The organism is Actinoplanes palleronii, assembly GCF_016862315.1.
GTDB classification, from domain to species: domain Bacteria; phylum Actinomycetota; class Actinomycetes; order Mycobacteriales; family Micromonosporaceae; genus Actinoplanes; species Actinoplanes palleronii.
The window spans coordinates 1-23,076 of sequence record NZ_BOMS01000045.1 but is presented as its reverse complement, the minus strand read 5'-3'; the positions used below and the strand labels follow the sequence as shown (position 1 = coordinate 23,076).

The following is a 23,076-nucleotide window of genomic DNA, read 5'->3' as shown; positions in this document are numbered from 1 at the left end:
AGGCCGGAGGCACCCCTGACAACCAGCCGAGGACGGTGACGCGCGTCGCGGCCGTCCGCCCGCAGGTCAGGCGCGGGGTTCAGCGCCAGCGCGGGTCAAGCGTGGGACCCGGCGGGGGCGCCGGATCACGGGTGGCGCCCGGCGGGGGCGCCGGGTCACGGGTGGCGTTCGGAGTCGGCGCGGGTCACGCAGAACTCGTTGCCGGCCGGGTCCTGCAGGACCGCCCAGCCGGCGCCGTCCGGGGTGCGGTGGTCGGCGAACAGGGTCGCGCCGGCCGCGAGCAGCCGGTCGATCTCGGCGTCCCGGGACAGGTCGGCCGGCTGCAGGCAGACGTGCACCCGGTTCTTGACCGATTTCGACTCCAGCACCGCCTGGAAGTAGAGGCGCGGCCCGCCGGGCGGCTCGATGACCACCTCGTGGTCGCCGGGCGCACAGTCCGGGTGCACCGGATGCCCGACCACCTCACTCCAGAAGACCGCGAGCACATACGGGTCGGCGGCGTCGAACGAGACGTTGCGGATGAAGGCGGTCACCCGTCGCACGATAGCGGTCGATGCGGGGCCGATCGCGGCGTCGGAGCTCAACTCGGCGGGTCGGCGGCCGATGACCACGGGCATGAGTCACGTCAGCAGCACCGGGACGGCCACCCGCTGGTTCGGCACCGGCCACAGCACCCTGACCGACCCCGCCGCCGCCGGTGCCGAGGCGGCCGGTGCGGCGCTGGCCGGGCGGGACGCGGCCGTGGTGTTCGTGTTCTGCTCCGTCGGGTACCACGTGCCGGAGCTGTTCGACGCGCTGCGGGCCCAGGCCGGCGCGGACACCGTGATCGTCGGCTGCACCACGTCGGGGCAGCTCGCCGACGGCCGGGTCAGCCGGGCCGGGGTCGCGATCACGGCGTGGGGCGGGGCGGGCTTCACCGTGCGTACGAAAATCGCTCGTGCAGTGACCGGTCGCCTCCGCGAAGCCGGCGCCGAAGCAGCGGCCTGCCTGGCCGGCCTCGACGGCGAGCACAAGGCGCTGCTGATGATCGGCGACGGGCTGACCGGAACCCAGCACGAGATCGTCCGGGGCGCGTTCTCGGTGGTCGGTGCCGCGATCCCGCTGGTCGGCGGGTACGCCGGCGACGACCTGACCTACGTGCGCACCTACCAGTTCCACGGCGGCCGCGACGGCGTGGAGATCATGTCGGACGCGGTGATCGGGATCGCGATCGGGTCGGACGGGCCGATGGGCGTCGGCATCGCGCACGGCTGGCGCAAGGAGGGTGACGCCCTCGTCGTCACCAGCAGCAACGGCGGGCGGATCCTGGAGCTCGACGGCGAGCCGGCCCTCGACGTGTTCCTGCGCCGGCTCGGTGTCGACGACTCGGCGCTCGACGACATCACCGCGTTCCGGGACCTGGCGTTCCACCATCCGCTGGGGCTGTCCCGGCGCAGCGGTGAGGACATCCGGGTGATCCACGACGGGGACCGGGGCGACAGGTCGCTGTTCTGCCTCGCCGACGTGCCGCAGGGCGCCCTGATCTGGCTGATGGAGACGGATCAGGAGTCACTGATCAACGGGGCGGCCGACGCGTCCGGGCAGGCGCTCGACGCGCTCGGCGGCGCGCCCGCGCTGGGCATGCTGGTCTTCGACTGCGCCGGCCGGTGGATCAAGCTGGGCCCGGCCGGGGTGGAGCAGGAGAACGCCGAGTTCGGCAAGCGGCTCGACGGGGTGCCGTACGGCGGCTTCTACAGCACCGGCGAGATCGCCCGGGTCCGCGGCGCGCTCGGCATGCACCACTTCACGCTCGTCACGCTGGCATTGGCCTGAGGGCGCCCCCATTGAACCGGCGCGAGGAAAAAGCGGGGGAAGCGGCATGAACCACTGGACCACCCATCAGCTCACCGAGTTCTTCGCCGCGGTCTGCGGGCCGCAGGAGGAGCTCTCCGCCGTCATGGTCGCCGTCGAACGGGCCGCCGAGGTGCTGGAGACCGAGATCGGCGCGGTGCTGCGCGACGGCCGGGTCCAGGTCGCCTGGGGCCTGGGCCGGGAGCAGCTCGACACCCTGTTGGCCGGCGACCAGCGCCCGGCCACGCTGACCGTGCCCGGACTGGACGAGCTGCACGTGACGAGCGCCCGGTTCAGCGGCGACCCGAACGGGGCGCTGCTGGTCGCCCGGGCCGGCGATCCTCTCGACCCGGAGGAGCGCCAGCTGCTGCAGGCGATGGCGCAGACCATCGGGCTGGCCCTGGCCAACATCGGTCTGCTCACCGCCGAGCGGCGGCTGCGCGAGGAACGCGAACGGGAGGCCACCGAACGCCTCGCCCTGATCGACTCGTTGCGCGAGGCCCGGCACGACTCGCTGACCGGCCTGCCGACCCGGGTGCTGTTCCTGGAGATGCTCGCCGAGAAGCTCGCCGGCGACGACCCGACCAGCGTGCTCTTCATCGACCTGGACCGGTTCAAGGCGGTCAACGACAGCCTCGGGCACCGGGCCGGCGACGAACTGCTCGGCCTGGTCGCCGGACGGGTCCGCGCCTGCCTGCGCCCGGCCGACACGGCGGCCCGGATCGGCGGCGACGAGTTCGCCATCCTGCTCGACACGTGCCCGGCCGACCAGGCGGTCCCGGTCGCGCAGCGGCTGATCGACGCGATCAAGCAGCCGTTCGTGGTCGGCGGCCAGGAGGTGTTCATCGGCGCCAGCATCGGCATCGCGGCCGGTCCCGGTCCGGCGCCGGGCGAGGTGCTGGGCAACGCGGACGTGGCGATGTACCGGGCCAAGCAGGAGGGCCCGGGCCGGGTCGTGCTGTTCGAGCCGCAGATGCACGCCGAGGCGCTGGCCCGGCTGACCCTCAACGGCGACCTGCAGCGGGCGCTCACGCTCGGCGAGTTCCGGCTGCAGTACCAGCCGCTGATCTCCCTGGACACCGGCGAGCCGGTCGGGGTCGAGGCGCTGGTCCGCTGGCAGAACCCGGAACGCGGCTACGTCTCCCCCGCCGACTTCGTGCCGATGGCCGAGGAGACCGGCCTGATCAGCGACCTCGGGCGGTGGGTGCTGAACACCGCGGGACGTCAGGCCGCGCTGTGGCGGCGGATCCGGCCGGACCTCGGGATCAACGTGAACGTGTCCGGGCGGCAGTTGACCGACCCGCAGTTCGCCTCGGACGTGGAGCGGATGCTCAACGACACCCGGCTGCCACCGCAGGCGGTCACCCTGGAACTGACCGAGTCGGTGCTGATGAGCGACCCGCGCACGGCGATCGCCTGCCTGCGCGACCTGCAGGACCTCGGGGTGGACGTGTCCATCGACGACTTCGGGACCGGGTACTCGTCGCTGTCGTACCTGCAGCGGCTGCCGGTCGACGAGTTGAAGATCGACCGGGCGTTCATCAGCAAGGGGCAACCGACCACCGCGGACCTCGCGGTGATCCGGACCATCGTCGAGCTGGCCCGCACGCTGCGGCTGCGGACCGTGATCGAGGGGATCGAGACCGAGGCGCAGCGCAACGCCATGCGGTTGCTCGGCTGCGATCTGGGTCAGGGCTACCACCTGTGCCGGCCGGTGCACCCGGAGGATCTGCTGGCGTCGCTGTCGACCCCCCTGGCCGCCTGACCTGCCATTGACCGATAAGTATCGCCCGGTTCCGGAACCGGGCGATGCGTACGCCAAGATATGCCTCCACAGGTGAGTATCAGGGGGCGTGGGTGGCGGAGTTCGACAACCAGCGGCGCGTGCCGTCGCGAGCGGACAATCTGCGGCTGACCCGGATGCCGCCACGGCCACCGAGGCCTGGCGCGTCCGGGGTGCCGGTGCTGCCCGTACCGACTCCGGTGCCCCCGCCGCCAGCGCCGGAGCCTGCGCGGAAGCGCCGAGGGCGGGGCTGGCTGGTCGGGCTGCTCGTGGTGGGGCTCGCGGCGGGTGGCGCCGTGGCGTACCGATCAAAATCGGACGCGTCCGTGACTCCCACGCCGACCGCAACCACCCTCGCGCCCCCGTCCCCCACGGACACGTCGGAACCGGCTGAGGCGACCGAGACGTCCGAGGCGGCGCAGGCGCCGAGCAAGGCTCCGGCCGCCAGCAAGAGTCCGACCGGAAAAGCCAACCCCTCCGGTACGAACCTCGCGCTCGCCGGCACCTGCACCGCCTCCGGAGTCGAGGGCGACCCGTGGCTGCCGAGATACGCGTGCGACGGCGACCCGGCGACCCGCTGGTCCAGCGCCTTCACCGACAAGCAGTGGCTGCGCGCCGACCTGAAACGCCGCTGGAAGCTGACCACGATCACGCTGAGCTGGGAACGTTCCTACGCGGTGCGCTACCGGGTCGAGACGTCGCTGGACGGCAGGACCTGGACCAAGCTCTACGGCACCGCCGACGGCACCGGCGGCACCGTGACGATCCCGGCGAAGAACCGGGTCGCCCGCTACGTGCGGGTGTTCGGCCTGCAGCGGCTCAGCGCATACGGCTACTCGCTGCTGGAATTCCAGGTCCGCTGAGCTGAGACGATCAGCGGATGCGTGAACTGCTGCGGCACCCCGTCGTGCCGGGCCTGCTGGTCTCCGCGCTCGGCGACGGGATGAGCCTGGTCGCGGTCGCCTGGCTGGCGGTGCGGATCGCCCCGCCCGGGCAGGCCGGCGTGTGGACCGGGCTCGCGGTCGCGGCCTACGCCCTGCCCGCCTCGATCGGCGCGGCCCTGCTGTCCCGCTTCATGCGTGGCTTGCGGGCCGCCCGATTGGTCGCGACCGATGCCACGTTGAGAGCCATCTGCTTGGGTACGATCAGCGCCCTCGCGATCACCGGCCTCCTCGACCCGGTCGGCTACGTCGTGCTGCTGGCGGTCTCCTCGCTGCTGCACGCCTGGGGCAGCGCCGGGGCATACACCCTGGTCGCCGAGCTGCTGCCGGACGAGCAGCGGGTGGCCGGCAACGCGCTGCTGTCCACGTTCACCCAAGCCTCGATCGTGGTCGGCCCGGCCATCGCCGGTCTGGTCTCAGGGCTCGCCGGCCCCGGCTGGGTGATCGGCGCGGACGCGCTCAGCTTCGCGGTCCTCGCCGTCGCCGCCTGGTCGGTGTCGCGGCGCGCCCAGCAGGTCGCGCCGCCCGCCGAGTCGGCCACCGGGGTGTGGCAGCTGGTCCGGGCCCGTCCGCGACTGCTCGGCCTGCTCGTGGTCACCATGATCTTCTTCTTCCTGTACGGCCCGGTGGAAGTGGCGCTGCCGGTGCACGTGGCGACGGAGTTGCACGGCTCGGCGGGCCTGCTCGGGTTGTACTGGACGGTGTTCGGCGTCGGCGCGACGGTGGGGGCGCTCGGTTCCGGGCTGCTGTCCCGGTTCCCGCCGGCCTATGTCGTCGTCGTGATCATCGTGGGGTGGGGTGCGGCGCTGCTGCCTCTCGGGCTCACCGACGCGGTGCTGCCGGGGATGCTCGGGCTGGCGTTCGGCGGGCTGATCTACGGGCCGTACACGGCGATCTCCACGGCGTTGTTCCAGCGGGGGACGCCACCGGAGGCATTGAGCCGGGTGCTGGCCGCGCGGGCGGCGCTGACCGTTCCGGCGACGTCGGTGGGCACGCTGCTGGGCGGCCCGATGGTGGCGGTGCTGGGCGGCCGGACGACACTGCTGTTGTCCGGGGTGTGCACGGTGGGCCTGGGGCTGGCGGTCGGGCTGGCGGTCCGGCGCCGCTCCCCGGCAGCCAAGGCCCCGTTCGGCTGATGCGCGCGGCCGGGGCCTGATGCGCCAGTCGCGGTGGCCGGGCGCGGTCTGACACGTCGGTCGCGGCCGAGCCGGGGCGCGGTCGTCCCGCAACGTGGGCGGTGGTCCCGGCAAGTGGGCTGGTCCGGGTCTTCTGGGGGCGGTGAGCGCACACGGTACGTCGCGGTGCCGCGCTCCGGGGCGGTAGCAGCGCGCGTTGCGGCCCCGGCTGGTCCTCACGGTCCCCTCACGGCCGTTTTAACGGCCCTCAGCACCAGCCGAACAACCTCAGCTGGCCGTGACAGCCCTTATCCGCCGCCACAACGGCCACCAGGCCCAGCCGGGCAGCATCAGCTGGGCGTGACGGCCCTTATCCGGCTCCATAACGGCCGTCACGGCCAGCTGGGCTGCTGACACCGGCTGATCACGGCGGGCGAGCGCGTGTCGTGGCATCACGTCGCCCGGCCGAACCGGTGAGCGGCCACGGTCGCCTCACGACCGCTACAAACACCGGCGAGCGGTCATCGTCCATGGGCCTCGCTGGTGGGTCAGGGGTGGCTCAGTTGGGTGATGATGGTGGCTACCTGGTGGACTGCTGGGGAGGTCTCGTCGGCGCGGGTCATCAGGGCCAGGTCGATCGTGGGTGGGGTGGTGAGGGGGACGTAGGCGACGCCCTCCAGGGCCAGACTCCGCACCGGGGCCGGGACCAGCGCCACCCCCAGGCCCGCCGCCACGAAGACGACCAGCGTCGCCGTCTCCCCCACCTCCATGATCGACGTGGGGTGGAAGCCCGCGGCGGCACAGGCGGTCAGGACGTGGTCGTGCATGGACGACCGATGGCCGGACGGGTGGGTCACGAACGGTTCCGCGGACAGCTCGGCGAGGTCGATGGACGGGCGCGCCGCCAGCGGGTGACGGTCGGGCAGGACCGCCACCAAGGGTTCCGAGCGCAGGGTCCGGACGTTCACCTCGGGGCGGGTGATGCCGTCCGGGCGCAGCACCACCAGGTCGTAGGTGCCGGTGAGCAGGCCCTCGAGCAACACCGGGCTCAGGAGCTCGCCGTGCAGCTCCAGGCGGATGTCCGGGAGCTGGTGGCGGACCGAGCGGGTGGCCTGGGGCAGCAGGTCGTAGGTGGCGGTGCCGATGAAGCCGGCCGACACCCGGCCGGCCTGGCCGGCGGCGACCAGGGCCATCTCCGAGGCGGCGCGGTCGACCGAGCCGAGGACGGTGCGGGCGTGGTCGGCGAAGCGGTGACCGGCTTCGGTCAGCTCCACCCGGCGGGTGGTGCGGGTGACCAGTTCGACGCCGAGTTCCCGCTCCAGCTGCTTGATCTGCTGGGAGAGCGCGGGCTGGGCGATGTGCAGGCGTTCGGCGGCGCGGCCGAAGTGCCGTTCCGAGGCGAGGGCGGCGAACGACCGCAGGTGCCGCAGTTCCATGCACTGAGGTTATCAATGGCGCGTGATTCAGTATTGGAGTCAATCGGTACGGGCGGCCTACCGTGAACGGCATGAACTCCGCCTACCTCTACGCCGCGGCGCGCACCCCGTTCGGTCGTTTCGGCGGCGCCCTCGCCGGGGAGCGACCGGACGACCTGGCCGCGGCCGCGCTCCAGGGCGTACTGAAAAAAATCCCCGACCTGGACCCGGCAGCGATCGGCGACGTGGTCTGGGGGTGCGCGAACCAGGCCGGTGAGGACAACCGCAACGTCGGGCGGATGGCCGTGCTGCTCGCCGGGCTGCCGGTGTCGGTGCCGGCGACCACGGTCAACCGGCTGTGCGGCTCGTCGCTGGACGCCGCGATGATCGGTTCCCGGGCGATCGAGTCCGGTGACGCCGACGTGATCGTGGCCGGCGGCGTCGAGTCGATGACCCGGGCGCCGTGGGTGTTGCCGAAGCCGTCGCGGGCGTTCCCGGCCGGCAACGTCACCGCGGTCTCGACCACACTGGGCTGGCGGCTGATCAACGAGAACATGCCGAAGGAGTGGACGGTCTCGCTGGGCGAGGCGAACGAGATGCTCGGCGAGAAGTTCTCGATCTCCCGGGAGCGGCAGGACGCGTTCGCCGCGCGCTCGCACGTGCTGGCCGCGAAGGCGTGGGACGAGGGGTTCTACGCCGACCTGACCGTTGCGGTCGGTGACCTGGACCGGGACGAGGGGATCCGGCCGGGCAGCACCGCCGAGAAGCTGGCCGGGCTGAAGCCGTCGTTCCGGGCCACCGGCACGATCACCGCCGGGAACGCGTCGCCGCTCAACGACGGCGCGTCGGCGCTGGTGCTGGGCTCGGCGCAGGCCGCGGACCGGATCGGCCGGGCGCCCCTGGCGCGGATCGCCGGGCGCGGGGTGGCCGCGGTCGAGCCGCCGATGTTCGGGTACGCGCCGGTCGAGGCCGCCGACCGGGCCCTGGCCCGCGCCGGGATCACCTGGGACGACGTCACCGCGGTCGAGCTGAACGAGGCGTTCGCGGTGCAGTCGCTCGCCTGCGTCGACGCCTGGGACATCGACCCGGAGATCGTCAACGCCAAGGGCGGGGCGATCGCTATCGGACACCCGCTCGGCGCGTCCGGCGGCCGGATCCTCGGCACCCTGGCCGCGCGACTGATCGAGTCCCAGGGCCGCTACGGCGTCGCGGCGATCTGCATCGGCGTCGGCCAGGCCCTCGCCGTGGTGCTGGAGAACGTGGCTTAACGGCGCCCTACGGATAAATCCGGGGGCTTCCCAGCTCGGACTGCACCCGATCCACCGTCTCGGAAGAAGGTGATCGCATGTCTGATGTCGTCGGCACTGGCACGGATACGCTCAGCCGTGACGAGGATCGTCCTCGCGGCGTTGACGTCACGGTCTGCGGTGTAATCGCAGACCGCGCAGACGAAGACACGGATACCCAGTCCGAGGCGCTGCTTGGCTCTCGCACCGCACGCGGAACAGGTCATCGTGGTATATGCGGGCGGCACCGGCACCACCGTCCGGCCCGCCCGCACACCCATGTAGATCAGCTCTCGTTTGCACGCCCCAATTGCTGCGTCGGCGGCTTTGCGAGCCATCCGGGTCTTGGCCAGGAACTTCGGCTTGAAGTCCTCGACCGCGATCAGATGATGCCCCTCGACCACACGGGCCGCCCACTGCCGGGCATCGTGCTTGTTTTGCCGGGCGGCTTTCTTCTCGATCTGGGCCGCCTGCCGCTTCGCCCGCAGATAACCCTTCGACAGCGGCAAACCCTCCGGACGCCGACGACGGGCCATTCGGCGCTGCGCCTTCGCCCGCTGCGCCGCGCAGCGCTTCCGGTGCCCGAGGTGTGGAAGATCGAACCGGGCATCCGTGGTCGTCGCAGTGCTCTTCACACCCCAGTCAATACCAATCGCGGCGCCGTCCGCCCCGGCCGGGAGCACCGCCTCGCGCCTGACCACGAACGACGCGTACCAATATCCCAGGTTGTCCCGGTAGACCCGCACACTGCTCGGTTCGGACGGCAACTCACGCGACCACACCACCGGGATCGTGACCTTGGCCGGCAGACACAACCGGCCGTCCTTAATCCGGAAACCCCGAGTGGTGTACTCCAAACTCGGCAGCACTTTCTTGAGCTTCTTGACCTTCGGCCGACCGCGGCCTTTGACGGTGAACGAGGAGTGCAGGGCGCTCATGTAGGTACGCAGCGCCTGCTGCTGGGCGACCTGCGATCCCTCACGCAACCAAGCGTTTCGCCCCCGGGATGTAGTCAACAGCTTCGACAGCTTGCACAGGGTCGGCTTGCACCCGGTCCTCTGCTGGTGCACCGCCTCGTTCCACAGCCAACGGCAGCGGCCCCATTCCGCGAGCAGCGCCGTCTGCGCCATGCGGCTGGGCCGCAAGCGATAGGTGTAGCGCACCGTCTCGTTGGACATGCCGGACAAGCTACCTCGGGGCAGTAGCACAAGTCTAGTCGCACGACATCTCGTCTAATGACATCCTCATTCAATGGTGGATGAGTTACACCTGACCTGCTGCGCAGGAGTTCCACTTTCACCTCACGACCAAGGGCGAGGGCCTCCATGGAAGGAAGTGCATGAGCGCCACGACGATCTGTGACAGCACCGCCGAGGCGGTCGCCGGGATCCGGGACGGCTCGACCGTGCTGATCGGCGGGTTCGGGATGGCCGGGATGCCGGTGCACCTGATCGACGCGCTGATCGAGCAGGGCGCCGGCGACTTGACCGTCGTGTCCAACAACGCCGGCAACGGTGACACCGGGCTGGCCGCGCTGCTGGCCAAGGGACGCGTACGAAAAATGATCTGCTCTTTCCCGCGCCAGGCGGACTCGTGGGTGTTCGACGGTCTGTACCGGGCCGGGCGCATCGCACTGGAGGTCGTGCCGCAGGGCAACCTGGCCGAACGGATGCGCGCGGCAGGTGCCGGGATCGGCGCGTTCTACGCCCGGACCGGCGCCGGCACCCCGCTCGCCGAGGGCAAGGAGACCCGGGAGATCGACGGGCGGACGTACGTCCTGGAATTCCCGATCAAGGGCGACGTGGCGCTGATCGGCGCGCACCGCGCGGACCGGATGGGCAACCTCGTCTACCGCAAGACCGCCCGCAACTTCGGGCCGGTGATGGCGACCGCGGCCGGCCTGGTGATCGCCCAGGTGAACGAGATCGTCCCGACCGGCGAGCTGGACCCCGAAGTGATCGTGACCCCGAGCATCTACGTCGACCGGGTGGTGGCCGCATGAGCCTGAACAAGCACGAGATGGCCGCCCTGGTGGCCCGGGACATCGAACCCGGATCGTACGTGAACCTCGGCATCGGGCAGCCGACCCTGGTCGCGGACCACCTGCCCGCCGACGCCGGGATCGTGCTGCACACCGAGAACGGCATGCTCAACATGGGCCCGGCCGCGACCGGCGACGCGATCGACCCGGATCTGACCAACGCCGGCAAGGTGCCGGTGACCGAGCTGCCCGGCTCGTCGTACTTCCACCACGCGGACTCGTTCGCGATGATGCGCGGCGGTCACCTGGACGTCTGCGTGCTCGGCGCGTTCCAGGTGTCGGCCCGCGGCGACCTGGCCAACTGGCACACCGGCGAGCCGGACGCGATCCCGGCGGTGGGCGGCGCGATGGATCTCGCGGTCGGCGCGAAGAGCGTGTACGTGATGATGACGCTGTTCGCCAAGGACGGGTCGGCCAAGCTGGTGCCGGAGTGCACGTATCCGCTGACCGGGCTGGGCTGCGTCGACCGGGTCTACACCGATCTGGCGACGTTCCTGATCACGGCGGGCGGGGTGGTGGTGCGGGAGACGTACGGGATCTCCCGCGAGGAGCTCCGCGAGCGGCTCGGGGTGCCCCTACTATCATGATCGGCATGGCGTTACCGGCGGACAGTCACGTCCACACCGAATGGTCCTGGGACACCACGGCCGGGGACATGGTGGGCTCGTGCGAGCGCGCCGTCGCGGTGGGGCTGCCGGTGATCGCGTTCACCGAGCACCTCGACCACATCAGCTGGCCCGCGCCGACGTCCGGTCCGTACATGAGTGCCGAGCTGACCGCCGCGGCCGACCCGGACGGCCTGGTCCACCCGCCGCCCTTCGACGTGGCCGGCTACCTCGCCGCCGTCGACGAGTGCCGGGACCGCTTCCCCGGCCTGCGGATCCTCAGCGGCCTCGAGGTCGGCGAACCGCACTGGCACGCCGAGCAGGTCGCGGCGATCCTGGCCGCCGGAAAGTTCGACCGCGTTCTCGGCTCGCTGCACTGCCTGCCCGACGGCGACGGTTACGGCGAGCCGTGGGCGCTCTACCCGCACCGCGACCCTTTCGAGCTGGTCCGCGAATACCTCGCCGAAATCCCGCGCATGGTCGCCGGCAATGAGCCGTTCGCCATTCTGGCGCACATCGACTATCCGCTGCGGTCCTGGCCCGCCGACCGGTCCGGGCCGTTCAACCCGGCGTTGTTCGAAGAAGAGTTTCGGTACGCCCTGAGCACCACCGCCGCATCCGGCCGCGCCCTGGAAATCAACACGCGCATCCCGATGGACGCCACCATCCTGAAATGGTGGCACGAGGAGGGCGGCGACGCGGTCAGCTTCGGCAGCGACGCCCACCGCCCCGACCTGGTCGCCAACGGCTTCCCGGAGGCCGTAGCGATGGCCGAGGCGCACGGCTTCCGCCCCGGCCGCACCGCCTACGACCTGTGGGGACGCGCCTCCCGCCGCAGCGCCTGACCCGGGTGACGACGTTTGACCGGACGGGTGACAATCGCCTGTCGATCACACGTAGCCCGTATGTTGGCGCTTAGGAATTCGGCGCTTCAACAGGCGATCGGGAGCGGTACGACATGGGGATGCGACAACTGTTTTCCAGCGCTATGGCAGTCGCGGTGACCGGAATGGGAATGGCGCTGACCGTGCCATCATCGGCAAGCGCCGCCAGCCCCGGCGACTACGAATGCCAGAGTAACTCGAACACCGGCGGACTCTATCTCGGCGCGTCCCGCAGCAACTCCGGCGCCCCGAACTTCGTGCCGGACGGCTGCACCTCGATCTGGATGAAACTGACCGAGGTCGAGTACATCACGTACGCGAAGGCGTGCCTGGAGTACAGCTCGGGCCGCAATTACCGCTGCGGCCCATGGGTGTACCTGGAGGACGGCGGCGCCTGGAACCGCCTGCTCCCCCACGTCTCCTCCGGGGATCAGTGGCAGCTCTACATGAAGGCCGAGGGCCGCGAATACGTCGGCTTCGACTTCTCCGGCTGAAGCCGTCCGCGCTCGAACAACGCGTCGCCGTACGACCGGATGAGGGCGTCCACGCGGTCATCCACGGGAATCTCGGATTCGAGCAAGTCGAGCAAACCCGGCCGGGTCTCTTCCCGCCGGGCCGGGTCGCCGAACAGCCCGCACGCCTCTTTCACCTGATGAGGCTGATGGAACGGCCCGTTTCAGGATCGTTCCTTGGCGGCCTTCAGTACCGCCTCCACCTGCGCGCGGCTCAAATCGTGCTGCTGTCCCTCGCGCGCCTCCAGCAACGCCTCATATTGCTCGGGACTGAGAAGCATGAGGTTGTCGACGTTGTCCGGGACGTCGTCGCCGCACGGAGCAGGGCTATCGGACACAGGGTGACTCCTGGTTCAGTGGCTTTGATACTCCGACACGATATAGCCGATGTCGGAGCGAGCTACCCGCCTCGAGTCCCCCCGCTCGACACGGTGGATCCGATGAATTTGGCGCCATTCTCATTTGCTTACGGCGATGGGGTGGGGGCTTCACCGTTCCTGGGCTCACGAAGCAGTCGCAGGACGGCCTCCGTGGGCTGATATCCGAAAGCGGCCATCGCCGCCCCGGAGTCATAGACGCGGTCGATGGTCTTGGGCAACGGCCAGCCCCGCGCCTGGAACTCTGCCGCGACCTCCGGAGCGCGTTCGGCGATCACCGCCGCTGCGTCGTCATGCAGGGCGACACCATCAGCTCGGGTGAACGGATAACGGCCGGCGATGTTGAACACGCCGGTCACCGTGTCCTGGGCCGCCACGTTCACCACCGCGGCGGCGACGTCCGTGAGCAGCACGGCGCGGTGCAGCAGACGCGTGGCCAGCACCGGCAGCGGCTCGGGGAAACACCTGGCGATCCGCAGGGTCACCGACGGCATCGAGGCCGCGGCGACCAACGCCTCGGCCGCGAGCTTCGTCTCGTCGTAGATGTCCCGGGGCTGCGGCGGGAGCTGCTCGTCGACCCAGACCGCCCGGTCGGTCGGGACCAAGGCGTTGCCGTAGACGCTCGTACTGCTGATGTAGATGACCCGGCGCACGCCCGCCGCTTCGGCATCACGGAGCAGGGCGGCGGTGGCGTCGACGTTGACCGACCGGAACTCCGCGTCGGCGACCCGGCCGACGTGCGGGGCGTGCAGGGCCGCCGCGTGGATCATGAGGTCGGCTCCGTGCACGAGGGCGCGACGGACCCGCAGGTCTCGCAGGTCACCGACGATGGCGGTTCGCGGGCCGGGTGCGAGGTCGGCGCCACGGATCGTCCAGCCGACGGCTTCGAGGGCTCGCGCGACGGCATCGCCGACCCGGCCCGAAGTCCCTGTCACCGCGACCAACCCGACCGTCATTGTCAACGCTCCACCGAGAGAGGAGAGATCAGCGCAGTCGCAGATGGAACGACCTGGCTCCCGCGGCCCACGCGAGGTGCAGGTCGGCCGGGTCCGGGTCGCCGTTCGCGGCGAAGCCGATCTTGTTGAAGCCGGCGAAGTTGCGGTTGTCCCGCGCGATGACCGCGTAGTCCCGGACCACCGCGTCCTCATCGGTGTGCACCACCACGTCCGCCACCCGCCGGCGGCCCTGGAACCGGACCTCCACCGGCTCCCCGGTGCGCAGGTTGTGGCCCCACCCGAACGGCGTCCCGATCAGCAGCGCGCCCTCGTGCCGGGTGTAGGCGACCGGAACGGTGTACCGCTTGCCCGACCTGCGACCGACCACATACAGCGTGACCAGGCGTTTGCCGATCCCCCGCGACACCACGGGCACCCGCAGCAACACCCGCACGATCGCATTGGCGACGCCCTGCAGGGCCAGGGTCTGGGCTCTGCCGGCACCAGGTGAGCGTTCATCCGCCATGACACAGACTTTTCCGTACGACGGAAGCCGCGGCAAGCACCCGCCCTACGAGTCGAGCAGGTCCCGCCACAGCTGCTCCGCGGCCTCCCGGACCGGTGGAGCCAGGTTCCGGTGCACCACCTCCTTGGCGTCACCCAGACCCATCCCGGTGGCATCGGCGACGGCTTTGATCGCCGAGATCGGGGAGTCGGTGCGCCGCAGCAGCTCCCGCGCGATCTGGTCGGGGTCGGCGCCCGCGGCGAGCATGGTCCCCGCCATCGTGGTCAGAACCCCGACCCGCCTGGCCCGCTCCGCTGGTTCCATCACGCCCGGCAGCCTATCGACCAGTAGGCGGCCGGTCAGGGCGTGACGTCGGCGAAGCGCGGCGCGCCGGGCTCGAGGTCGACGCGGGTGGCCCGGGCGGCGAAGCTGATGGCGTGGTACCACCCGCAGAGCATGAGGAGGTCCAGCAGCTGCGGCTCGTCCAGAACCGCACGGGCGGAGTCCCAGAGCTCGTCGCTGATGTCCGATGCGTCGTGCAGGGCGTCGGCCACCTGGATGAGCGCTCGTTCCCGACCGGCGGTCCAGCATGAGTCGTCCGCGTGTCCGTGGGTGAGCGAGGCGATCTCGGACCGGGTCAGTCCGGCGCGGCCGGCGAAGACCATCACGTGGACACCCCACTCGTATTCGCAGCCGCAGCGGGCGCAGGTGCGGAGGATGACGATCTCGCGCTCGCGCAGCGTGAGGGACAGCTGCCGGCTGAGTTCGTAGCCGCCCCAGGGGCTCATGGCGGCGGTCATCGGCAGGTTCTTGGCGAATGTGCGGAACAGCCCGATCGGCGGCGCGCCGGGCGGCATCATCGCGGCGAGCCGGGTGGCGACGTCGGTGGTGAACGGCGGTTCCAACGCGGGTAGACGAGCCATGGCCACGCTCCGGTGATTCGGATTCAGAAGCACCATAGCGATTCTCTTTTCGAAGCACTAGAGCTACGAAGCACCACAGCTACGAAGCACCAGGGCTGCTACGCCTCGCCGTCCTCGGCCATGACGCCGGCCCATCGGCCGGACCACCGGGCCAGCGGGCGCAGCGCCAGACAGGCGTCGTGGCCGAGCTCGGTGAGACCGTAGGTCGTGTCCGGCTGCTGGGCGACGAGGTGCGCGTCGAGCAGTTCGGTCAGCCGCTGCCGCAGCACGCTGGAGGACATGTTGTCGCAGCGCTGCTGCAACGCGCGGAAGCCGACCGGCCCGTGCTGCAGCTCCCAGATGATGCGCAGGTTCCAGCGGCGCCCGAACAGATCGAGGGCGGCCATCAGGGGACGGCCGGTACTCGATCCTCGTACCGGCCGTCCCGGCCGGGGTGTCGTCATCGCGTCATCCCGCCCCACTTGATGATTCGGTATCCGACACAGTAACTTCCGAGTCGACCGATTCGAATTCCGAAGCACCCGGCGGGCTCGAGTGCTGGCACGGAGGTTGGCATGCACAAGCTGGTGGTTCTGTATCCCGAGCCCACCGATCCCGACCACTTCCGCGACTACTACGTGACCACCCATCTCCCGCTGGTCACGCAGCTGCCCGGCCTGCTCGCGTGGCGTTACAGCTTCGACGTGGCAGCGGCGCAGGGGCCGACGCCGTACTTCGCGGTCTTCGAGGCCGAGTTCGCCGACGCCGCGGCGATGGGCGCGGCGATGGCGTCGCCGGAGGGCCGGCGGGTGTCCGCCGATGTCGCCAACTACGCCACCGGTGGTGCGGTCGTCATCAACTATCCGGCGCAGGAAGGCACCGGCTGAGCCCGGGCCCGGTGCACTACCGCGGGCGCAGCGCCCGGCCCCGGCCCTTGGCGACGTACTGGCGGCGGGCCTCGTCCAGGCTCAACGAGCCGTTCGGGCCGCCGTGGACGTCCGCGCTGTTGTGGTCGTCCTGGCCGTCGTCCTCCCACCAGCACTCGTCGCAGATCTCGAACGCGCCACGAGCCATCAGGGTGACGTGGCCGCAGCACGGGCAGGTGCAGCGCGGCGCCGCGACCAGCGGAGGAACCGGGGGCACCTGCCAGCGCCACGGGACCGGATCGCCGACCCGGCCGGTGTAGCGGAGCAGCACCTGCGTGGAATGCTGCCGCCGGCCGGTCGCGAGCTGCTGTTCGGCGGTGGCGTCCGGGGCGAGCCGGGCCAGCACCCGCGAACTGAACTTCGCCGGGGGCCACCACGGGGCCAGCAGGCCGCGGCTGATGTCGTACAGATGCAGGATGATCTCAGCGACGCCGAGCGCGGCGAACCCGGAGGTGTCGGACGGTCCGAAATGCCAGGCTCTGACATCCGGGCCGGCGGCCCGGAGCGTGGCGACGAGCAGGGCGCCGCAGCCTTCGACGATCGTCAGCACCTCGGCCATGGTGGCCTCGTCGCGGATCGTCAGATCGGCCGGCAGATAGGCGTGCTGGGCCTGGCCGGCCACCTGCAGCGCGTAGGCGAGCAGGTCGTGACCGATGTGGGCCAGGGTCTGCCGGCAGGACCAGTCGAGGGTGCCGGCCGGGACTGACCAGTCGCGGTCAAGCAGTGGTTCGAGGGTCTCGCCCAGCGCTCGGACGGCCCGTGCCAGATCGTCCGGCCCGATGGGGCGCATCGCGTCAGGCATCGCGGCGGGTCCGGTAGGCGAGGCTCGCCGCCAGGAAGCTGACGCCGCCGAGCGCGAACCACGGATTCCAGACGGTCAGGGTCCAGAAGCGGTGGTCCGGGCCGACCGTGTCGTTCAGCGTCGAGCCGCCGAGCAGCAGGAACTCCACGGTGGCCGCCCGGACCAGCAGGATCAGACCGGCGAGGTAGCCGGCGATCCGGATCGGACGTCCGGCCCGGCCGCGCGCGAGGGCGCGGCCGACCAGCGCGCCGATCAGGCAGAGCAGGCCGACACCCCACAGGCCGCCGGCGACGAACCAGGCCGGGCGTTCGGCGGCCAGGTCGGGCCCGGCCGAGACCGCGAGGCCGAGGTCACCGCCGAGCCCCCAGAAGAAATGCAGCCCGGCGAAGGCGACCGCCCAGGCCGCCGCCACCCACCCGAACCGCGCGCCATGACTCATCGCCACAGCGGATTGCGGCTCGGCAGAAACGGGCCGAACAGCGACTCGTACTCATATGGGCCTTCGGCCAGGACGAAGTCGGGCCCGGTGGCGGTGACCGTCTCGTGCAACCGACCCAGCAGGACCGGAATGGGCGCCAGAGTCAGTGACAACGCCGTGGCGAGCCGCTCGCGCTCGGCATCCGCGCCCGGGCGGCTCTCAATTTCGTCGCGGCGTAGGTATTCGGCAGCGGACCGCATGACGGCCAGGTTACCGTCGCCGGAGAACCCCAAGCAGTCCGACCAGGACGGCAGCCCGATCATGATCGCCAGGGCATCGGCGAGGTCACGGCCGATCAGGCCGGCCTGGCACTCAGAGCTGGCGTACAGCACCGGTCGTGCCGGCCGGCGCTCGCCGCAAAGAAAGAACGTTCCACCGGTGAAATCCCCGGCTACGGCTTCCAGTGCAGCGCCGGACGACAGACTGACGGTCGCTCCGTGATCCCCGCGCGAGAGGTCGAACTCGCACGTCTGCCCCAGCAGGTCGGCGAGGTCCTGGTCATGCCGGATCAGCTCCAGGAGTTCGTCATCGGTCTTCACCCGGCGGACGGTAGCAAGGGCGGCCGAGCATAGCCGTCGATGAGCTGGAACGTCGCGTAGAGCATGACGCCGATGATGACCGCGCCGAACGGGTCCAGGCTCATCATCTGGCCCGGCACCACGGTCGCCACCTCCGCGGCCAGCTCGGGCGGCAGGTCCGCAGGCACGGTCATCACCGGCTCCGGAGTCGTGGCCCACGCCGAGATCGCGAAGCCGGTCATGGCCACCGCGACGACCGCCAGGGTGGCGAAACCGGTGCGCACCGGCCCGGGCACCGGCCGCCGCAGCTTGGTCAGCGCGACGGCGAACGCGGCGCACGCCAGCACCTCGCAACCCGCGCTGGCCAGCCCGCGCAGCGTTTGCGCACGGTACTGGCCCGGGTCGTGGTCCAGCGCGACCAGCTCGGCCAGCGTCGCCGCGTCGACCGCCGAACGGAACGCCGCGAACGTCCAGGCCTGCAACAGCACCGCGAGCGCGAGACCGAGCAGGCCGGCGCCGAGCAGCAGGCGCGGCGGGCCGGGCAGGACCGGGCGGGCCAGCAGCGGGTGCAGCGCCAGCACGGCCAGCGCCACCACCCATCCGGCGCCGAGCGGCCAGGGCAGCGAGAACAGCGCGCCGACGACGGCGACCGCCCCGGCGACGAGCAGGACGCCGAGGGCCGGCGTGGGCAACCGCATCCGCATGCTCACAGGTTAGTGAGGTGGTCACCCAGGTGGGTGCGGTGGTAGAGCAGGCGTCGGCCGGAACGTTCCGCGGTGAGCAGGCCGGCGTCGCGCAGGGTGGTCAGGTGGTGCGACGCGGTGGCCGGGGCCAGGCCGAGCCGGGTGGCGACGTCGCCGGTGCTGTGCGGGGCGGCGAGCAGGGTCAGCACGGTCGCGCGGGTCGGGCCGAGCAGGGCGGAGAGGGCGGCGGCCGGTGCGGCGGGGGCCGGCGACCACAGGGTGCCGTAGCCGGCCGGGGCGTACCAGAGGGAGCGGCCGGTCGTCATGGCGTACACCTCAGATCCGGCGAAGCCGGTCGGCAGCAACGTCAGATCCTGCCCGCCGCCGGACCAACTGCCTTGTTTGTGCGGGTAGCGGAGGTGCAGTGCGGCGCCGTCCCAGCCCAGCCGCGGGTGCAGGGTGTCGATCATGCGGCGCGGGCTGTGGTCGGCGGCGACCCGGACCCGGGTGGCGATCTCGGCGTCGGCGACGGCACGCAGACGGGGCCAGAGCGGCGCGATCGCGGTCGCGTGGTACGCCCGGATCTCACCGAGCAGCACCGCCAGGGCGGCCGCCGGCGCGTGCGCGAACCGGTTGATCTCGGCCGGCGCGGTGTGCCCGGCCCAGCCGGCGAGGACCTGGTCGACGACCCGGTCCGGCGCGGTCGCGGCGATCAGGGCGAGTTCGTCGTCGAGGCGCGGGCGGGCGACGGGCGGCACCGGGGTGAGGAAGTCCGGCGCGTAGCCGAGCGGCCCGCACAGCACCGCCCGGAACGTCGGCCACCCGGCGAGGGCCGCGCCGACCCGGGCCGACCACTGCGGACGCAGCCACGCCGACCGGGCGCGCAACACGAACACGCTGGCCACCAGCTCGGCCATCGGCGAGTGGGCGAACCGCAACCCGGCCACGTCGGCCGGCCCGAACTCCCAGGCGATCACGCCACCATTCGAGCACGGTCGAACGGCTTCGGGCCATCCGGGCGGCGTGGCAGAAAGACGTCATGGAATACACCCGTCTCGGCCGGACCGGCCTGACCGTCAGCCGCCTCTGTCTCGGCACCATGAACTTCGGCTGGCAGCTCGGCGAGGCCGACAGCCACGCGATCCTCGACCACGCCGCCGAGATCGGCATCACCTTCGTGGACACCGCGAACATGTACGGCCGCGAGGACGGCGACGGCCTCAGCGAGCGGTTCATCGGTTCCTGGCTGGCGACGTCCGGCCGCCGGGACCGGACCGTGCTGGCCACCAAGGTCTACGCGCCGATGTCCGACGACCCCAACGACCGCGGGCTGTCCGCCCGCAACATCATCGCCTCGTGCGAGGCGTCGCTGCGCCGGCTCGGGACCGACCGGATCGATCTGTTCCAGATGCATCATGTGGATCGCCGCACCGGGTGGGCGGAGATCTGGCAGGCCATGGAGGTCCTGACCGCGCAAGGCAAGATCCGGTACGTCGGATCGTCGAATTTCGCGGGCTGGCACCTGGCCCGGGCGCAAGACGTCGCGGACCAGCGGAACTTCCTCGGCGTGGTGTCCGAGCAGTGCAAGTACAACCTGCTCACCCGGCACGCCGAGTTGGAGGTGCTGCCGGCCGCGGCGGAGCTGGGCATCGGGATCCTGCCGTACTCGCCGCTGCACTTCGGGGCGCTCTCCGGTGCGCTGCGCAAACAGCGTGAGGGGGTGCCGGGCCGCAGCGTGCTGCACGCGCCGGAACGGGTGGAGCCGCACCGGGCCGCGCTGCAGCGGTTCGAGGAGTTCTGCGCGGAGCTCGGCACGGACCCGGCCGCGGTGGCGATCGGCTGGCTGCTGTCCCGCCCGGAGGTGACCGCGACGGTGCTCGGGCCGCGTACCCGAGAGCAGCTGGACCTGCCGCTGGAGCCGCTGACCGGCGAGGTGCTGGCCACCCTCGACGACATCTTCCCGCCGATCGGCACCGGCGGCCCGGCCCCGGAGGCGTGGGCCTGGTGACCCGATGACCCGGCCGGGTCAGGTCAGCGGGCCGGCCGCCAGCGCGGACAGCAGGGCCTGATCGGTCGCGGACAGCCCGGCGACAACCTCGGCGACCTGACGCGCGATCTCACGGGCGCACTCCTCGGCGACCCGGCGCCCCCGCGGGGTCGACTCGACCAGGACCACCCGGGGATCGCGCGCGGACGGCAGGCTGCGCACCAGGCCGCGTTCCTCGGCGCGGGAGACCAGCCCGGCCATCGCCGACCGGTCCAGGCCGAGATGGCCGCCGAGGTGGAGCATGCCGGCCTGGCGGTCGCGCAGGATGCCGAGCAGGCGCAACTGCGCGATCGACAGGTCGCGCTCGGCGCCGGCCTCGGCCAGGATCCGCTGGATCTGGAAGGAGAGCTGCACCAGCGCGTCCGTCGTGCTCACCGCCTCACCCTACTCGTGAGGGCCCCGGCCGTTCCCGGCCAGTGGATCCTTCCTACACTCGGCGGGTGACCGGCCGGTTCCTGCGCGACATCGCGGTCGACCGTGACGTCGACACCACGGCGTACCCCTTCCGCCTGCCGATCGTGCGCGGCCTGATCGCGACCGGTCACCTGGATCTCGCCCCGGGCGTCACGTTCCTCACCGGTGACAACGGTTCCGGCAAGTCCACGCTGGTCGAGGCGATCGCGGTGGCGGCCGGCTTCAACGCCGAGGGCGGCAGCCGCAACTTCCAGTTCGCCACCCAGTCCACCGAGTCGGCGCTCGGCCGGCACCTGACCGTGGGCCGGCAGGCCGGACGCCGGGAACGCTCCAACTTCTTCTTCCGCGCCGAGTCGTTCTACAACGTGGTCACCGAGATCGACAATCTCGGCGTCGCAGACGGCTACGGCGGCCACAGCCTGCACGAACGCTCCCACGGCGAGTCCTTCCTCGACCTGATCGCGAACCGCTTCCACCCCGGCGGGCTCTACCTGCTGGACGAGCCGGAGGCGGCGCTGTCGCCGCGCGGGCTGCTGATCGCGCTGGCCCGGCTGCACGACCTGACCGAGGCCGGCTCCCAGATGCTGATCGCCACGCACTCGCCGATCCTGCTCGCGCTGCCCGGCGCCACGATCCTGCAGGTCGAGGACGACGGGCGGCTGCGCCGCGTCACGTACGACGAGGCCGACGCGGTCCAGGTCACCAGAAATTTCCTGTCCGACCCGCAACGCACCCTGCGCCACCTGCTCGCCGATTGAGTGCCGGCGATATCGTTCCCCCATGGAGAACCGGCGTACCACCCTCGCCGACGTCGCCCGGGTGGCCGGAGTGTCCCGCGCCGCCGCGTCCCGGGCGATCAACGGCCGGTACGGCACCTCGGAAGAGGTCCGTGACCACGTCCGCGCCGTCGCGGCCCAGCTCGGCTTCGAGCCGCACGCCGTGGCCCGCGCCCTGGCCACCGGCCGCACCAGCGCGAACCGCCGCGAACGCGTCCAGGTCCTGATCGTCGACCCGGACCCGGACGCGATGGCCGCCAAACCGTTCTACGGCCGGGTGCTGACCGGCGCCCTGCGGGCCATCGGCGACCAGGACATCTCCCTCGAGGTCCGCCGGGTGTCCACCGCACCGGCCGTCGACGCCGACCCGCCGTTCGGCCAGATCCTGATCAACATGCCGGGCCCGGCGAGTGCCGCGTACGCCCGGCGGAGCCGCACGATCGCGCTGGGCCGGTCCGCGCCCGGCGTCGCGTTCGTCGCCCCGGACAACGAGGGCGGCGGATACCAGGCCGCCATGCACCTGGTCACCACCGGCCGCCGGCGGATCGGCGCGGTCTTCGGCCCGCCCACCCCGTGCGCGCAGGAGCGCAAGGCCGGTTTCCTGCGGGTGATGGACGGCGTGGCCCGGGCCGTGCTCTCCGTCGACGGCGACTTCACCCACGCCCGGGCGTATGCGGCGACCCAGGAGCTGCTGGCCCGGGACCCGGGGCTGGACGCGGTGTTCGCGTCGTGCGACGTGACCGCGATGGGCGTGCTGCAGGCGCTGCGCGAGGCCGGCCGGCGGGTCCCGCAGGACGTCGCGGTGGTCGGCTTCGACGGCAGCGCCCTGGCCGAGGCCGCGGACCTGTCCTCGGTCTACATGCCGGTCGAGGACGAGGCCGCGGCCGCCGTGCACCACCTGCTGGACCCGGCCCTGCCGGCCCCGGGCCGCCTGCCGACCCTTCTGACCGTGCGGGGATCAAGCTGACGCGTGGTCTCTTTCGGTCAAGATCAAAATCAAGATCGTGATGTCGTAGGTGGGCGGCGGGTACAGACCGCCGCTCCCGCCGAGGGCCCTTCCGGGCCGAGCTGGCCGCTGGCGCGTCCAAAACGCTCGCCCCTCCAGGGCAATGTCCGTGGGTGGTCCCGACCCAAACCCCCACCCCGCGCAGCCCCCGAGTCGCGGCAGCCACCCCGCTCCCCTACACACCCGGCACCCCAGCCACCCGGCCCGCGCACATCCTCACCCCCGGCCGCCAGGCCTCCCCGGCCGCCAGGCCTCCCCGGCCGCCAGGCCTCCCCGGCCGCCAGGGGGACGGTTC

Annotated in this window: 28 protein-coding genes; 13 read left to right on the top strand and 15 right to left on the bottom strand. The window is 71.5% G+C overall.

Annotation, left to right across the window (positions count from 1 at the left end; translation table 11 throughout):
- Positions 1-155 precede the first annotated feature (155 nt).
- Entirely contained in the window at positions 156-533 is a 378-nt protein-coding gene (locus Apa02nite_RS16245) for a VOC family protein (RefSeq protein WP_203825687.1), read from the bottom strand.
- Between the two features lie 82 nt (positions 534-615).
- Between Apa02nite_RS16245 and Apa02nite_RS16240 the strand changes: the two genes are divergently transcribed.
- From Apa02nite_RS16240 to Apa02nite_RS16225, 4 genes are all read left to right on the top strand, one after another.
- Positions 616-1,812 carry an FIST signal transduction protein gene (locus Apa02nite_RS16240; protein ID WP_203825686.1) on the top strand — a complete coding sequence of 399 codons (1,197 nt, stop codon included), beginning with the start codon at positions 616-618 and terminating at the stop codon, positions 1,810-1,812.
- A 46-nt stretch (positions 1,813-1,858) separates the two neighbouring features.
- On the top strand, positions 1,859-3,595 hold the full coding sequence (locus Apa02nite_RS16235) for a putative bifunctional diguanylate cyclase/phosphodiesterase (RefSeq protein ID WP_203825685.1): 1,737 nt from the start codon (positions 1,859-1,861) through the stop codon (positions 3,593-3,595).
- A gap of 92 nt (positions 3,596-3,687) precedes the next feature.
- Positions 3,688-4,476 (top strand): discoidin domain-containing protein, encoded by a 789-nt coding sequence (locus Apa02nite_RS16230; protein ID WP_203825684.1) that lies wholly within the window; start codon positions 3,688-3,690, stop codon positions 4,474-4,476.
- Between the two features lie 17 nt (positions 4,477-4,493).
- Positions 4,494-5,690, top strand: a complete 1,197-nt coding sequence (locus Apa02nite_RS16225; RefSeq protein WP_203825683.1) for an MFS transporter — start codon at positions 4,494-4,496, stop codon at positions 5,688-5,690.
- Between the two features lie 527 nt (positions 5,691-6,217).
- Here the strand turns inward: Apa02nite_RS16225 and Apa02nite_RS16220 are convergent.
- Positions 6,218-7,105 carry a LysR substrate-binding domain-containing protein gene (locus tag Apa02nite_RS16220; RefSeq protein ID WP_203825682.1) on the bottom strand — a complete coding sequence of 296 codons (888 nt, stop codon included), beginning with the start codon at positions 7,103-7,105 and terminating at the stop codon, positions 6,218-6,220.
- Between the two features lie 71 nt (positions 7,106-7,176).
- Between Apa02nite_RS16220 and Apa02nite_RS16215 the strand changes: the two genes are divergently transcribed.
- Positions 7,177-8,352 (top strand): thiolase family protein, encoded by a 1,176-nt coding sequence (locus Apa02nite_RS16215; protein WP_203825681.1) that lies wholly within the window; start codon positions 7,177-7,179, stop codon positions 8,350-8,352.
- On the opposite strand, the gene Apa02nite_RS16210 is transcribed toward Apa02nite_RS16215, so the two are convergent.
- Positions 8,349-9,548, bottom strand: a complete 1,200-nt coding sequence (locus Apa02nite_RS16210) for an RNA-guided endonuclease InsQ/TnpB family protein (protein WP_203825680.1) — start codon at positions 9,546-9,548, stop codon at positions 8,349-8,351. The two genes, Apa02nite_RS16215 and Apa02nite_RS16210, sit on opposite strands and share 4 nt — an antisense overlap.
- A gap of 161 nt (positions 9,549-9,709) precedes the next feature.
- Between Apa02nite_RS16210 and Apa02nite_RS16205 the strand changes: the two genes are divergently transcribed.
- The 4 genes from Apa02nite_RS16205 to Apa02nite_RS16190 all read left to right on the top strand — a co-directional run bounded on the left by Apa02nite_RS16205 (position 9,710) and on the right by Apa02nite_RS16190 (position 12,394).
- Positions 9,710-10,372, top strand: coding sequence for a 3-oxoacid CoA-transferase subunit A (locus tag Apa02nite_RS16205; RefSeq protein WP_203825679.1), 663 nt, complete (start codon positions 9,710-9,712; stop codon positions 10,370-10,372).
- Positions 10,369-10,998: a 3-oxoacid CoA-transferase subunit B gene (locus Apa02nite_RS16200; RefSeq protein ID WP_203825678.1), complete on the top strand. Its 630-nt coding sequence runs from the start codon at positions 10,369-10,371 to the stop codon at positions 10,996-10,998. Before Apa02nite_RS16205 ends, Apa02nite_RS16200 begins: the two co-directional genes overlap by 4 nt.
- A gap of 5 nt (positions 10,999-11,003) precedes the next feature.
- The gene (locus tag Apa02nite_RS16195) at positions 11,004-11,861 is read left to right on the top strand and encodes a PHP domain-containing protein (RefSeq protein ID WP_203825677.1); all 858 of its coding nucleotides are present in this window, start codon (positions 11,004-11,006) and stop codon (positions 11,859-11,861) included.
- Positions 11,862-12,016: 155 nt separating this feature from the next.
- A complete protein-coding gene (locus Apa02nite_RS16190; protein WP_203825676.1) occupies positions 12,017-12,394 on the top strand; it encodes a hypothetical protein in 378 nt (125 codons plus the stop codon).
- A gap of 182 nt (positions 12,395-12,576) precedes the next feature.
- Here the strand turns inward: Apa02nite_RS16190 and Apa02nite_RS16185 are convergent, their stop codons facing one another.
- From Apa02nite_RS16185 to Apa02nite_RS16160, 6 genes are all read right to left on the bottom strand, one after another.
- Positions 12,577-12,750 carry a hypothetical protein gene (locus tag Apa02nite_RS16185; RefSeq protein WP_203825675.1) on the bottom strand — a complete coding sequence of 58 codons (174 nt, stop codon included), beginning with the start codon at positions 12,748-12,750 and terminating at the stop codon, positions 12,577-12,579.
- A 128-nt stretch (positions 12,751-12,878) separates the two neighbouring features.
- Complete coding sequence (locus Apa02nite_RS16180) at positions 12,879-13,724, bottom strand: NAD-dependent epimerase/dehydratase family protein (protein ID WP_239164349.1); 846 nt, start codon at positions 13,722-13,724, stop codon at positions 12,879-12,881.
- A gap of 49 nt (positions 13,725-13,773) precedes the next feature.
- On the bottom strand, positions 13,774-14,250 hold the full coding sequence (locus Apa02nite_RS16175; protein ID WP_239164348.1) for a nitroreductase/quinone reductase family protein: 477 nt from the start codon (positions 14,248-14,250) through the stop codon (positions 13,774-13,776).
- Positions 14,251-14,295: 45 nt separating this feature from the next.
- Complete coding sequence (locus Apa02nite_RS16170; protein WP_157441565.1) at positions 14,296-14,556, bottom strand: hypothetical protein; 261 nt, start codon at positions 14,554-14,556, stop codon at positions 14,296-14,298.
- Positions 14,557-14,588: 32 nt separating this feature from the next.
- A complete protein-coding gene (locus Apa02nite_RS16165; RefSeq protein ID WP_203825673.1) occupies positions 14,589-15,152 on the bottom strand; it encodes a carboxymuconolactone decarboxylase family protein in 564 nt (187 codons plus the stop codon).
- Between the two features lie 98 nt (positions 15,153-15,250).
- On the bottom strand, positions 15,251-15,538 hold the full coding sequence (locus Apa02nite_RS16160; RefSeq protein ID WP_239164347.1) for a winged helix-turn-helix transcriptional regulator: 288 nt from the start codon (positions 15,536-15,538) through the stop codon (positions 15,251-15,253).
- A 168-nt stretch (positions 15,539-15,706) separates the two neighbouring features.
- Between Apa02nite_RS16160 and Apa02nite_RS16155 the strand changes: the two genes are divergently transcribed.
- On the top strand, positions 15,707-16,018 hold the full coding sequence (locus Apa02nite_RS16155; RefSeq protein WP_203825671.1) for an EthD family reductase: 312 nt from the start codon (positions 15,707-15,709) through the stop codon (positions 16,016-16,018).
- Between the two features lie 16 nt (positions 16,019-16,034).
- Here the strand turns inward: Apa02nite_RS16155 and Apa02nite_RS16150 are convergent, their stop codons facing one another.
- From Apa02nite_RS16150 to Apa02nite_RS16130, 5 genes are read right to left on the bottom strand one after another with little or no spacing between them, the layout of a single operon-like run.
- Positions 16,035-16,847: a CPCC family cysteine-rich protein gene (locus Apa02nite_RS16150; protein WP_203825670.1), complete on the bottom strand. Its 813-nt coding sequence runs from the start codon at positions 16,845-16,847 to the stop codon at positions 16,035-16,037.
- Positions 16,848-16,851: 4 nt separating this feature from the next.
- Positions 16,852-17,298, bottom strand: coding sequence for a DUF3995 domain-containing protein (locus tag Apa02nite_RS16145; RefSeq protein ID WP_203825669.1), 447 nt, complete (start codon positions 17,296-17,298; stop codon positions 16,852-16,854).
- Positions 17,295-17,876 (bottom strand): hypothetical protein, encoded by a 582-nt coding sequence (locus tag Apa02nite_RS16140; protein WP_203825668.1) that lies wholly within the window; start codon positions 17,874-17,876, stop codon positions 17,295-17,297. The genes Apa02nite_RS16145 and Apa02nite_RS16140 overlap by 4 nt, the downstream gene beginning before the upstream one ends.
- A complete protein-coding gene (locus tag Apa02nite_RS16135) occupies positions 17,873-18,559 on the bottom strand; it encodes a hypothetical protein (RefSeq protein WP_203825667.1) in 687 nt (228 codons plus the stop codon). Before Apa02nite_RS16135 ends, Apa02nite_RS16140 begins: the two co-directional genes overlap by 4 nt.
- 2 nt (positions 18,560-18,561) lie before the next feature.
- Complete coding sequence (locus tag Apa02nite_RS16130) at positions 18,562-19,515, bottom strand: ArsR/SmtB family transcription factor (protein WP_203825666.1); 954 nt, start codon at positions 19,513-19,515, stop codon at positions 18,562-18,564.
- 62 nt (positions 19,516-19,577) lie between these two features.
- On the opposite strand from Apa02nite_RS16130, the gene Apa02nite_RS16125 reads away from it, so the two are divergent.
- Positions 19,578-20,546 carry an aldo/keto reductase gene (locus tag Apa02nite_RS16125; protein WP_203825665.1) on the top strand — a complete coding sequence of 323 codons (969 nt, stop codon included), beginning with the start codon at positions 19,578-19,580 and terminating at the stop codon, positions 20,544-20,546.
- An 18-nt stretch (positions 20,547-20,564) separates the two neighbouring features.
- Here the strand turns inward: Apa02nite_RS16125 and Apa02nite_RS16120 are convergent, their stop codons facing one another.
- Positions 20,565-20,960 carry a MarR family winged helix-turn-helix transcriptional regulator gene (locus Apa02nite_RS16120; RefSeq protein WP_203825664.1) on the bottom strand — a complete coding sequence of 132 codons (396 nt, stop codon included), beginning with the start codon at positions 20,958-20,960 and terminating at the stop codon, positions 20,565-20,567.
- Positions 20,961-21,025: 65 nt separating this feature from the next.
- Here Apa02nite_RS16120 and Apa02nite_RS16115 point away from each other — a divergent pair, with 65 nt between their 5' ends.
- Positions 21,026-21,757, top strand: a complete 732-nt coding sequence (locus Apa02nite_RS16115; RefSeq protein ID WP_239164346.1) for an AAA family ATPase — start codon at positions 21,026-21,028, stop codon at positions 21,755-21,757.
- A 22-nt stretch (positions 21,758-21,779) separates the two neighbouring features.
- Positions 21,780-22,742 (top strand): LacI family DNA-binding transcriptional regulator, encoded by a 963-nt coding sequence (locus tag Apa02nite_RS16110; RefSeq protein WP_203825663.1) that lies wholly within the window; start codon positions 21,780-21,782, stop codon positions 22,740-22,742.
- The last annotated feature ends 334 nt before the right edge of the window (positions 22,743-23,076 follow it).

Coding starts and splice junctions, on each gene's coding strand:
- Apa02nite_RS16215 (WP_203825681.1), top strand. CDS start 7,177: ATGAACTCCGCCTACCTCTACGCCGCGGCGCGCACCCCGTTCGGTCGT.
- Apa02nite_RS16125 (WP_203825665.1), top strand. CDS start 19,578: ATGGAATACACCCGTCTCGGCCGGACCGGCCTGACCGTCAGCCGCCTC.
- Apa02nite_RS16240 (WP_203825686.1), top strand. CDS start 616: ATGAGTCACGTCAGCAGCACCGGGACGGCCACCCGCTGGTTCGGCACC.
- Apa02nite_RS16150 (WP_203825670.1), bottom strand. CDS start 16,847: ATGCGCCCCATCGGGCCGGACGATCTGGCACGGGCCGTCCGAGCGCTG.
- Apa02nite_RS16225 (WP_203825683.1), top strand. CDS start 4,494: ATGCGTGAACTGCTGCGGCACCCCGTCGTGCCGGGCCTGCTGGTCTCC.
- Apa02nite_RS16145 (WP_203825669.1), bottom strand. CDS start 17,298: ATGAGTCATGGCGCGCGGTTCGGGTGGGTGGCGGCGGCCTGGGCGGTC.
- Apa02nite_RS16210 (WP_203825680.1), bottom strand. CDS start 9,548: ATGTCCAACGAGACGGTGCGCTACACCTATCGCTTGCGGCCCAGCCGC.
- Apa02nite_RS16205 (WP_203825679.1), top strand. CDS start 9,710: ATGAGCGCCACGACGATCTGTGACAGCACCGCCGAGGCGGTCGCCGGG.
- Apa02nite_RS16175 (WP_239164348.1), bottom strand. CDS start 14,250: ATGGCGGATGAACGCTCACCTGGTGCCGGCAGAGCCCAGACCCTGGCC.
- Apa02nite_RS16220 (WP_203825682.1), bottom strand. CDS start 7,105: ATGGAACTGCGGCACCTGCGGTCGTTCGCCGCCCTCGCCTCGGAACGG.
- Apa02nite_RS16135 (WP_203825667.1), bottom strand. CDS start 18,559: ATGCGGATGCGGTTGCCCACGCCGGCCCTCGGCGTCCTGCTCGTCGCC.
- Apa02nite_RS16160 (WP_239164347.1), bottom strand. CDS start 15,538: ATGGCCGCCCTCGATCTGTTCGGGCGCCGCTGGAACCTGCGCATCATC.
- Apa02nite_RS16195 (WP_203825677.1), top strand. CDS start 11,004: ATGGCGTTACCGGCGGACAGTCACGTCCACACCGAATGGTCCTGGGAC.
- Apa02nite_RS16155 (WP_203825671.1), top strand. CDS start 15,707: ATGCACAAGCTGGTGGTTCTGTATCCCGAGCCCACCGATCCCGACCAC.
- Apa02nite_RS16235 (WP_203825685.1), top strand. CDS start 1,859: ATGAACCACTGGACCACCCATCAGCTCACCGAGTTCTTCGCCGCGGTC.
- Apa02nite_RS16200 (WP_203825678.1), top strand. CDS start 10,369: ATGAGCCTGAACAAGCACGAGATGGCCGCCCTGGTGGCCCGGGACATC.
- Apa02nite_RS16110 (WP_203825663.1), top strand. CDS start 21,780: ATGGAGAACCGGCGTACCACCCTCGCCGACGTCGCCCGGGTGGCCGGA.
- Apa02nite_RS16165 (WP_203825673.1), bottom strand. CDS start 15,152: ATGGCTCGTCTACCCGCGTTGGAACCGCCGTTCACCACCGACGTCGCC.